The organism is Cognaticolwellia aestuarii, from assembly GCF_002000025.1.
GTDB lineage: Bacteria > Pseudomonadota > Gammaproteobacteria > Enterobacterales > Alteromonadaceae > Cognaticolwellia > Cognaticolwellia aestuarii.
Genome location: NZ_MUZV01000001.1, coordinates 640922 through 651286, shown reverse-complemented (window position 1 = coordinate 651286; position 10365 = coordinate 640922). Strand labels below are relative to the sequence as shown.

General features: G+C 38.6%; 9 protein-coding genes. 4 read left to right on the top strand and 5 right to left on the bottom strand.

From position 1 onward, the window contains the following. The first annotated feature begins 1 nt into the window (after nt 1). The 4 genes from B0169_RS02935 (at nt 2) to B0169_RS02920 (ending at nt 3754) form a co-directional block, all read left to right on the top strand. Nucleotides 2–1123: an ABC transporter permease gene (locus tag B0169_RS02935; RefSeq protein WP_077284432.1), complete on the top strand. Its 1122-nt coding sequence runs from the start codon at nt 2–4 to the stop codon at nt 1121–1123. A 356-nt stretch (nt 1124–1479) separates the two neighbouring features. Beyond that, nucleotides 1480–2031, top strand: coding sequence for a BON domain-containing protein (locus B0169_RS02930; RefSeq protein ID WP_077284431.1), 552 nt, complete (start codon nt 1480–1482; stop codon nt 2029–2031). A gap of 388 nt (nt 2032–2419) precedes the next feature. Then, nucleotides 2420–2698: a hypothetical protein gene (locus tag B0169_RS19200; protein ID WP_158077038.1), complete on the top strand. Its 279-nt coding sequence runs from the start codon at nt 2420–2422 to the stop codon at nt 2696–2698. Between the two features lie 396 nt (nt 2699–3094). Then, nucleotides 3095–3754: a hypothetical protein gene (locus B0169_RS02920; RefSeq protein ID WP_077284430.1), complete on the top strand. Its 660-nt coding sequence runs from the start codon at nt 3095–3097 to the stop codon at nt 3752–3754. 228 nt (nt 3755–3982) lie between these two features. On the opposite strand, the gene B0169_RS02915 is transcribed toward B0169_RS02920, so the two are convergent. From B0169_RS02915 to B0169_RS02890, 5 genes are all read right to left on the bottom strand, one after another. After that, nucleotides 3983–4966 carry a mechanosensitive ion channel family protein gene (locus B0169_RS02915; protein WP_077284429.1) on the bottom strand — a complete coding sequence of 328 codons (984 nt, stop codon included), beginning with the start codon at nt 4964–4966 and terminating at the stop codon, nt 3983–3985. 113 nt (nt 4967–5079) lie between these two features. Continuing rightward, entirely contained in the window at nt 5080–6693 is a 1614-nt protein-coding gene (locus B0169_RS02910; RefSeq protein ID WP_077284428.1) for a diacylglycerol kinase family protein, read from the bottom strand. A 35-nt stretch (nt 6694–6728) separates the two neighbouring features. After that, nucleotides 6729–7679: a phospholipase A gene (locus B0169_RS02905; RefSeq protein WP_077284427.1), complete on the bottom strand. Its 951-nt coding sequence runs from the start codon at nt 7677–7679 to the stop codon at nt 6729–6731. Nucleotides 7680–7740: 61 nt separating this feature from the next. After that, nucleotides 7741–8169, bottom strand: coding sequence for a hemerythrin domain-containing protein (locus B0169_RS02900; protein WP_077284426.1), 429 nt, complete (start codon nt 8167–8169; stop codon nt 7741–7743). Nucleotides 8170–8388: 219 nt separating this feature from the next. Beyond that, nucleotides 8389–10365: a hybrid sensor histidine kinase/response regulator gene (locus tag B0169_RS02890; protein WP_077284424.1), complete on the bottom strand. Its 1977-nt coding sequence runs from the start codon at nt 10363–10365 to the stop codon at nt 8389–8391.

The window sequence follows — 10365 nt, the reverse complement described above, 5'->3', positions numbered from 1 at the left end:
CATGCAAGGTCGCGGAAATATTCTTCACTTAGGTTTCAAAGAATTGCGCAGTTTATGGCGCGATAAAGTGCTGCTACTGTTCGTGTTTTTTGCCTTTACCGGTTTAATTTATGTGGTGTCTTCTGCAACGTCGATAGAGCTAAATAACGCCCCTATCGCGGTTGTTGATGAAGACCAGTCACACTTGTCGAATCGTATCATCAGTGCCTTTTTCGCACCGTATTTTAAGACCCCAGATATTATTGCCTTAAGTGAAGTTGACCCAGCACTTGATAGTGGCCGTTATACCTTTGTGTTAAATATTCCAGCCAATTTTGAACGTGATGTTGTGGCAGGTAATCAACCGACCCTACAAGTAAATATTGACGCGACACGCATGTCACAAGCGTTTATTGGTGACAACTATATTCAGACCATAATCAGTGCAGAAATTAACGAATTTGTGCAGGGCTATCGATCTACATACACGTTGCCTATTCAGCAAACAGCGCACATTATGTTCAATCCGAACATGACCAGCGTTTGGTTTGGTAGTGTGATGGAATTGATGAATGTGATCACCATGATCTCGATTATTCTGACCGGAGCCGCGGTTATCCGTGAGCGTGAACATGGCACATTAGAGCACTTACTGGTGATGCCATTAACACCGTTTGAAATTGTTATCGCCAAAATATGGGCTAATGGTTTAGTAATATTAATGCTGGCTGCATTTTCACTGTTCGTGGTGATTGAAGGCTTTTTGCAGGTACCTATTCATGGTTCTGCCGCATTGTTTTTATTCGGTGCGGCGATACATTTATTTGCTACCACATCGCTAGGTATTTTATTGGGCACTCAGGCACGTACTATGCCGCAACTAGGCTTATTAATGATTTTAATATTGCTGCATTTACAAATGCTGTCTGGTGGGGTTACCCCTCGCGAAAGTATGCCCGACATTGTACAAAATATTATGCTATTTGCCCCAACAACCCACTTTGTAAAATTTGCTCAAGCGATTCTTTATCGTGGTGCCGGCTGGGACGTGGTTTGGCCATATTTCTTGGCACTATTAGCTATAGGTACCGTATTTTTCCTCTTTGCCTTGTCGCGTTTTCGTAAATCGGTCGCCTCAAATTAGTGGCTCAACTTAGAGACTTGATTTAGTCGTTTAACTTAGTTTGATCTCATCTTGAGATAACTATTATTTTTTAGTCGACGCATTCATTTACTCAATTAAACTGCAATAAACTAAATCGTTTTTAAGTGATCGTGAGTCGAACGAGTTAAAGCATTGAACTCAAATAATATCGCTATGTTATGCTCGAAAAACGTACATTATTCATGTCTGTAAATTTTACATACTCGCTTGTAATTATCTCTAAGTTAAACAATTAATAAGTCATTGATTGTTTTTTATTTTCTTATTAATCAATAAGATAATAGTTGGCACTGTTATCGCATTACCGTATGTGACTTAAATACAAGGAGATTAATATGAAACATTCAATTTGTTCTTTAATGGTAGTAGCAGCATTAGGTAGTGTATCGACATCAGCGTTAGCTGATAACACTTGGCAAGATAGTGCTAAAGACGCATGGATTGATGGCAAAGCCGAAACCACGCTGTTACTTAACGGTAACCTTGATTCGTTTGATATCAATACCGATGTTAGCAATGGCAAAGTGACACTTACTGGTAAAGTTGAAAGTGAGGTTGATAAAGCGCTTGCGGCAGAATTAATTGCTAATTTAGACGGTGTAGAAAGCGTTGAAAATGAACTTACGGTATTAAATAACGACACTATTTCAGACAGTGACATTATGCAGACCCTGAAAGACACTAAAGTTGAAACTGTAGTGAAAACACGCCTACTTTTAGAGTCAGAAGTACGTGGTACTGACATTGAAGTAGAAGTTGATGAAGGTAAAGTAACTCTTACAGGTGAAGTTAAAACACAAGCTGCTAAAGACTTGGCTGGCGCTATCGCTAAAGGCGCAACAGATGTTACTAAAGTGGTTAATGAGCTGAAAATTTTACAAAGCTAATAACATTAACTCCAGCGCTATTTAAAAGCCCAAAGAATATATTTTTTGAGTCATATCAGCACTGACCTAGCTAACAATAGCCTGTTATTAAGCTCCTCTTTTAGAGGAGCTTTTTTATACAGCAAAAATAATGCTCATATCCTCACTTTACCTTAGCTAAAATTTATATTGCCAGATTTTGAGAGGCTCTGTTTAAATCCCAAGCACTTTTAGATGACGCAGCTATGGCCGCTTGTATGGCGTATGTTGATTTGAATCCCATTCGTGCCAATATCGCCAAACTCCGGAGACGTCAAGCCACACCAGCGTTAAACTACGCTGCGAGCAAGCGAAAAAAGGCAAACAACCTAATACGCTTATGCCCTTTGTCGGTAACTCTAGAGAAAATATGCCCAAAGGCCTCCCTTTTGACTTAATAGATTACCTGCAACTCATTGATATAACAGGGCGTAGCATTCGGGAAGATAAATATGGCTTTATCGAACAAAGCCAACCGAAGATACTGAAACGTTTAAACATATCGGCAGAGCACTGGTTAATTATCACCACTGAGTTTAGAACACAATTTCATGGTGCGGTTGGTCGAGAAGAAGCCTTAAGTGACTACTGTGAACATCAACACTTTAAACGACGACACTTAAGTCATTGCAATAAGTTGTTTGCGTAAACGCGATTAGTTCAAAAACTTAATATAGCATGCTATTTTTAACCGCGGCGTTTTTAAACTTACGCTAAAGATGAGTCTGTCTAAAAAATACGTTTTTGGGCCAATTGAACAAAAGAGTAGGTTAATACTGTCAGCGTGGTTAAATTATCAGGCTCTCATTACTCGAGATTAAAATTTTTGTGTTAATCTTTAGAGCAATTAAAGCTAAAGGATTAATACTCGATGTTACTTAATTAGGTAAAATATACTAAAATATCAATTCACAGATAGTTTTGTTGAACATTTGAAGAGCGTGATATAAGCCGTTAAAGCCGGACTAATTCTCCTTTTTTGCTAATTTTATTAAACAATTTTTTGCCTCTTAACTAAGCGTTGGTATTCTTATGGAGGATTATTTTGCAATCTAAAAAAGAAATTATTTTTATATCTTTGGTCATTATATTAGTAGTAACAGCTTTTGCTCTGTACTTCTCCACCTTTAATGGAAAACTGTCTCATAATCCATCAGACTGGGGAAGTTTCGGGAGTTACTTGGCTGGAGCTTTAACTTTTCCTTTAAGTATATTGAGTTTGTATTTCATATATAAAACCTACAAGAAAACTGAAGAAACATATCAGCTCGAAATTTTTAAAAAAGACTTAGATTTAGCTCATGAAGCAATCAAAGAAGCGTCAAATTTCATCGAGAGCTCATTAGATAACACTGTTAATATTAATACTGAAAGTATAGGAAATGAGAAAATATCATTTCGTGATATTAACTTTAATCCTGATTATGCAAAAGCTCTTTTGCAGCAAGTGAAATCAGATGATATTTTGAATGGTGCTTATAGAACGTCCGTAGGTAAGCCCTTTCTGTGCCTCTATGACTTTCTTTTATCTGCTGAAGTTAAATTTGGTGAAACTGAAACAATAAGGTTTTATAAGATTAGATATCAATGGATTATAAATCTGCATAACCAATTTAAATTGGACATAATAAAAGGGCCAAAAAATAAGCAGTCATCATTAGAAATTGAAAAGTATTTTTACAAAGAAAATTCAGAGAATAAATAAATCCAGGCGAAGCAGACAATGGCGCACCTGAATTAGGGTTTTGGGACTTTAAACGGATTTATCAATGTGTATCACAACTTCTCTTTTTTTAATTGTAACCTCCTCACACATTGAGGAGGTTACAATACCCAAAACGACATAACCAACCGAATAATGCTTAGCTCAGTCACAGATAGTAACTTCAACGTCGATATGAGCCTTGAATTACCGCTTGCGAGATTAAATCCCTTATTTTTCTATACTACCTTCATCACTAGCAGTATCTGAGTCAGGGCTGGTTTGGTTTTCACTTCCCTCCTCCTTTTCTCCTGCAATATTAGCTTTTTTCTGCCACATGGTATTAAGTTTCTCACCACCTTTGGCGCCAAAATCGAGAGTTCTAATTGGGAATGGTATTAATATATCAGCCTGCTCTAACGCGGTTTTTATTGTTGCCAAGCCAGTGTGCCTTGCTTGCATAAACCCAGTTTCACCAGGATAGTTTATCCAGAACCATACCAATAAGTTAACACTACTATCGCCAAAACTTTCGGCATATACGGCGGTTTCTTCTTTTTTGATTACAAAGTCACAGTTATTTAATGCCTCAACAATGACTTTGGCTGCGACTTCGGGGTCATCAGCGTAAGAAATGCCGACGGGAATTTCAATACACCTAATGCCATTTGTGCTGTAGTTAGTTAGGATATTTCGAAATAATATTTTATTGGGAATTATTTCTAATTGGCCAAAAAAAGTTTCAACGAGAGTATTACGTAAATTGATGGTTTTTACCGTACCAAAAACCTTATCGGCTTCAATAATATCGCCAATTTGAAAGGGTTTTCTGATGCCCATGGCAATACCCGCTATTAGGTTTTCAGTCATGTCTTGGAAGGCAAAGCCAATGGCTAAGCCTATAATACCCGCACCAGCAAGCAGTGAAGTTACGGTACCTTTTAGGCCAACAAAGTCTAATGCGACAAACATACCTGCTAACAAGACGCACACTTTAATTATTGATGAGAGTAAGTCAGCAATTTGTCGTGAATCTAAGGTTCTTCGTAAAATATTTTGAGTTACTTTGCCAACCACCCTTGCGATAATAGCGAATACGATTGCTATTAAAAGCGCGACAACGATATTAGGCACATGTTTAATGCCTGTTTCTAACCAAGTTTGAAGTTTTTCGTTAATGAGTTGCCAAAATTTTTCTAATTCGATCAGTTCCATTTTTATCCTTACGTGCTAGTTATTCGCTGTCGAGCAATTTAACTTGTCTTAATGATAAGTCTTGATTTACCAAGTTATTGATAACAATGTTGTTAAGTGGCTCACCACTGTGGTTAATTAGTGAGAATATTTAATGATTTAGGCATGATCTCAATATGTATATCGTTGGCATGGAATACTTCACCGTCAATAACATATTCAAGTTCATGTTCGGCTGTTATGACCACTTTCTTTGCACTTATATGCTCACTCTGCAAAGGATTAACTTGCTCAGATAAGCCCGAAAGCGCTAATTCAGCTAAGCTTAATACGTTATTTGTTATGTCTTGCTGGCGAGGTATCCAGGTAATATCGAGCAGACCGTCATTAATATCAGGTTCACCACCACCCTGCGCTAATATGGTGGTAAATGGCGCGGCATTGGCGATAACTAGGCTTGCTGTTTCAATGGTTTTTTCGGGTAAATCATCAATGCTAACTTGTAATGTTGATACTTTATTACCGCTAACGGCTTGCCATAAAGCTTGTAAGTAGGCAAATTGCCCACCAACATCTTTTTCTTCCCGATTCGCACTAGCGATCATCTTATGTTCGAATCCCAACCCAACTAATAACAACATCAGTGCATTGTTGCATTTTGCACTATCAATTTTTTTTACTTGGCCGGTAATAATGACATCGCAGGCAACACCAACAGGTATTAGTTTTGTGCTAAAACCTAACAATACATGCGCAAGCGCATTGGCTGTGCCCATCGGCAATATGCCCATAGAGATGTCAGTGTTAACTAACTCACCAGCGACTTCGGTTAACGTGCCGTCACCACCACAGGCGATAATGGTTTTTGCACCGTCGCTAATAGCTTGTTGTGTTAATGTGGCTGCTGAAGTCTGTTCAGTAGTTTCTAGAATATGTAGCAAAAAGTAAGGCGATAAACGCTCAATAACTTCCGCTTTATTTGCTGGCCATTTACCGCCACCAGACACTGGATTAGCAATTATCCATAATGGTGTTTGCAGTTTAAATAGCCCTTCTTGATGGAATCGTTTTAAGGCTTTTAATTGCACTTTGTTTAAGTTTGCTGTGGCCCGTATACCTTGAATTTTCGCTAACGCTTGCTTTACTGACCAAGATGGGTTTTTACTTAATAAATAAGCTGCCATCACTAATACCGATCTGCCACGGCCTAATGCACAATGAATAACCACGCCATGAGTATGAGTAATATGATTTTCAAGCCAATATATGGCTTTAAGTAGCTCTTCATACTTAGGACTTTTATGATCTAATACCGGTAAGTTGAAGTAATCTAATTGTTCATTTTCTGCTGTCCAATCAAGGCCATCAAATTCAGCGGTAACATCTAATATTGCGCTAACCCCTGATTTTTGCAACGTTGGAATGTCTGAAGGAAACAATCGACATGCGAGAAATAACTGCGGATCAATTTTCTGTATAGCAGGTACTTTGTCATATTTTCTGGCATAAAAATTATATAGTTGCGAGCCCAGTAAAAACGGAACAAAAAGCCAACGAATATAAAATGGGATACTGCCATTGGTTTTTTTTCTAAAAATCCACGGTAAATCGAAAATATAAGCTAGGCTGACAAGCGTTAGTGATAGCCCAACCCATGCCGAAAAAATGCCAATATATAGGTTTGTGCTAAACAATAGTGAGATAAAAGCAAGGATCGCACCGGCAATGTAATATTTTACAATGAACATAAAGCTGCTCCAATTTGTTATCGTTGAATGCGTTACTAGATAAATTTAAGCTGAATACCAACACCTATGCGCTCTTGGTGGCGGTTATAGTCCACCAGCGAATCGCCGTAACCATTAAAATATTGCAATAAAAAGTCGTATCTTGTGCTGATAGGATAAGACAAGTTAAGCTCGAAACTACCTTTGTTATCACTGGTTTTAAGGTTATTTCTTACTAACGCCATAATGTTGAATTTACCTAACTTAGTGCCATAACCAAATTCGGTATGGCCCATAAATGTAGTGATGTCAGGGTTATCATCACCACTGGAGTCAAAGGGGTCTTCTTTTCTATCTTCCTTGATACGGTACCAAGCTTTAATGTGATAAAAAGAGTCATCGTCGCTAAACATGGCTGAAGCAAATAGTCGATTCCAGCTGCGAGACCGTAAACCGCTTTGGCCATTTGATTGATGGCTTAACCCCAAGCGAATTTGGTTAAACTTAAATCCGGCAAAAGTGAGTTGATTTCTCCAAGCGTAAAACAACTCAGGTTCATAGTTTGTTTCTCGAAACGGTTTCGAGGCTTCACTGTTATAAACTTGCCAATAAGACACCGCGGTAAAGCCCATGTAAAGCCCCGAGCTACTAGCGCTTTCCTGATAAATAGGTAGTTTTACGCTGATTTGATATTTGGCTTCCATATGATCAACATTCTCAGTATTTAAACCGCTAGCACTTAGTGTGTTGGGATCACTGACATAGGTAAATGGCAATATATAGTTTAGTCGATGCTGCGATAAAGCAAAGGGGTTGGCTACTGCCTCATTAACGGACTCTGCACGATCATCAAATATTGATACTGTATTGCTGGCAATATCTTTTTGTTGTGCATTTATATTGAAGCTAACAAGAAAAATAGCGATTGTGGTCAGCAATGCTTTTTGGCATGTTAAGCTTCTGATAAGAGATGATTTATTGTAAAAGAATACTACTGGCTTGATCATAATTTTCTCATTAGTAAGTCGCTGCTAAATGGCAGCGACTAGCGCAAGTGTGAGGTGTGGTTTAATGGCTCATTTCAGCTTGATACTTCACCGCAAGTTTAGTTTTTTCTGTTGTGCTAAGCTGTTTACCTGCTTGTTGAAAAAACTCTCTTTCTTCTTCAGCTAAGTGATGAAGTACTTTATGTTGTAAGGCCTTCATAATTTTTAGCCAAGCAGAAGAGTCCATATCAGTTTGCTCTAATTGTGCTAGAAACTCGTCTATTTCGTGATGCTCAGCAATAGCGTGCCGAGCTAATTCAATGGTGTTATCACGTTTCATCAAAGGTGCGTAAAAGTGGCGCTCTTCGGCAAGAGAGTGTTGGGATAACTGTCGTTTTAGGTCGATGAAAAAGTCTCGACGACTAGCAGAATCCCCTGTGGTTTCTACGAGCATCTTCATCAATAAGCGTTGTTTTTCATGATCGCTGCGCAAAGCGGCAAAAATATCCATGTTGGTACCTCTATTATTGATTAACTGTTTATAGCTAAGCGATATATGTACCAATTAGTTGTTGATTTTGTATCTTTCTGTTTTTATTGGTTTATTTGTTTTTTTTGTAATTTTTTATACGTTAAAAACAAATTAAAATTTGATGAGTTGGCAAAAATTACACGGTGTAGAGTAATTTTTTTATGGTGCACCAAGCACCATAAAATGGTTTGTGGCGAGTTAAAGTTTAGTGAGTAGGTTTTGTAGAATGTCACGATTTACTGGCTTTAATATCGCTTGAGTGATGCCTGCTTGTTCTAAGCTTTGTTCAGCCACGGTTGCACCACTGACAAGTATCAGTTCTACTTCAGGGTACGCGTGCTGAATAGTGCGAGCTAATGCCAGCCCGTCGGCATCAGGCAGATGTAAATCAAGTAATATTTTGCTCCAATTTTTTTCTGTGCTAAGCAACGCTTGGCATTGTTTAGCGCTGTTGGCTTTTACCGCTTTAGCGCCCAGTGACTCAAGTAAGAGTACGGTAATATCAGCAGCATCGTTATCGTCTTCAACCACCATAATACGTTGTTGTGGTTCGGCAGAGTTATTATCTTTTATCGCATCAACGTGGCTGCAAGTGCTTTGCTCTTTAAGGTTAAGATAACTTGCTAAGCCTCGATAGAGTTCAGCTTTGTCAATCGGTTTAGGTACAATTAGGTTAAAGCCTATGGCCATTAACTCTTGTTTTACACCTTTCATTGTCGCGGCAGTAATTGCGATGATCGGCTTATTAAAAGCTAATTTTCTTAGCGCCTTTATCGCCCGTTTACCGTCTAATTCAGGCATATGAATATCCATTAGAATCAGGTCGAATGATGCGTCTTGGCTGTCTGCTAATTTACACTGTTCAAGTGCTTGTAAGCCATTTGAAGCATAGCTAACCGTTAAGCCAAACGATTGGCAGTTATGACCGATCAGTAGGCGAATATCATCCATATCATCAACCACTAAAACTCGTCCCTGTAATTGAGGAAGAGCCAGTTTGGCGTTTGATGAGTGCTGTTGGTCAAAGGTAATTATGGTGCGTGGTTGCGTGGTAATATCGCCAGGGTCAATGCTGAAGGTAAATTGACTACCGCTGTTAAGTTCTGATGTGACTTCAATGGTGCCTCCCATGTGCTTAACTAGCTCTGAGCAAATTGATAACCCTAAACCGGCTCCTTGCTCTTTTCTCGAAATTATATCTTCAACTTGTTCAAATGGTTTAAAGATTGTTGCTAGCATACTTTTTGGGATGCCTTGGCCAGTGTCAGAAACGGTAAAACTGAGCATTTCTTTATTATTAACGATGACTATGCTGATCATGAGTATAACTTGACCCTGCTCGGTAAATTTAATGCCGTTATGAATTAAATTTATGAGTACTTGCCGTAATCGCACTGCGTCAGTTTGAATAGATAATGGTAGTGGTGTATTTGCGTGTAAAACCAACTCAAGTGCTTTTTCGCAAGCATGTACTTTCATTAAAGAAAAAATATCTGCAATAAAGCTATCGAGTGGTATTGCTTCAATATTATGTTCAAGCTTACCGACGGCAATTTTAGATAGATCTAGCACATTGTTTAGTAAACCGAGTAAGTGCCGACCATTATTTAAAATGATATTGAGTTCTGCTTTTGCGTTTGGTGCTTTATTGTCGTTTAGTAATATTTCGGTATAACCAAGAATTGAGGTTAACGGTGTACGAAGTTCATGGCTTAAATGCGCTAGAAAGCGATCTTTAGATTGATTCCGAGTTTCAGCATTAATGCGCTCAAGGCGTTCATTTTCAATTTCTTGCCGCGCTAAAGCGTACCGTATAGCGCGGGCAAAGCGTGAAGTGGTAATTTCACCTTTAACTAAATAATCAACCGCGCCTGCGGCTAGCGCAGACTGATCTAAAGTGTCATCAGATTGTCCTGTCAGCATAATAATAGGGATAGAACAGCCATTCTTTGAGGCTTTTTCTAGTACTGTCAAGCCATTATAAGCACCCAGTTGATAATCGAGCAGGCAGATATCATGCTTACCTAAACTTAGTTGCTCAAGTGCTTTTGTTGGGGTAGTAACCCAATCAATCTCGAACTGGTGCGAGTCTAACTGCCTAAGGTAGTCACTGGTAAGAATATAATCATCTTCGTCATCTTCAACGAGGAGAACTCGAGCGATTTTATCTGCCAT

Coding starts and splice junctions, on each gene's coding strand:
- B0169_RS02890 (WP_077284424.1), bottom strand. CDS start 10,365: ATGGCAGATAAAATCGCTCGAGTTCTCCTCGTTGAAGATGACGAAGAT.
- B0169_RS02900 (WP_077284426.1), bottom strand. CDS start 8,169: ATGGATATTTTTGCCGCTTTGCGCAGCGATCATGAAAAACAACGCTTA.
- B0169_RS02905 (WP_077284427.1), bottom strand. CDS start 7,679: ATGATCAAGCCAGTAGTATTCTTTTACAATAAATCATCTCTTATCAGA.
- B0169_RS02930 (WP_077284431.1), top strand. CDS start 1,480: ATGAAACATTCAATTTGTTCTTTAATGGTAGTAGCAGCATTAGGTAGT.
- B0169_RS19200 (WP_158077038.1), top strand. CDS start 2,420: ATGCCCAAAGGCCTCCCTTTTGACTTAATAGATTACCTGCAACTCATT.
- B0169_RS02910 (WP_077284428.1), bottom strand. CDS start 6,693: ATGTTCATTGTAAAATATTACATTGCCGGTGCGATCCTTGCTTTTATC.
- B0169_RS02915 (WP_077284429.1), bottom strand. CDS start 4,966: ATGGAACTGATCGAATTAGAAAAATTTTGGCAACTCATTAACGAAAAA.
- B0169_RS02935 (WP_077284432.1), top strand. CDS start 2: ATGCAAGGTCGCGGAAATATTCTTCACTTAGGTTTCAAAGAATTGCGC.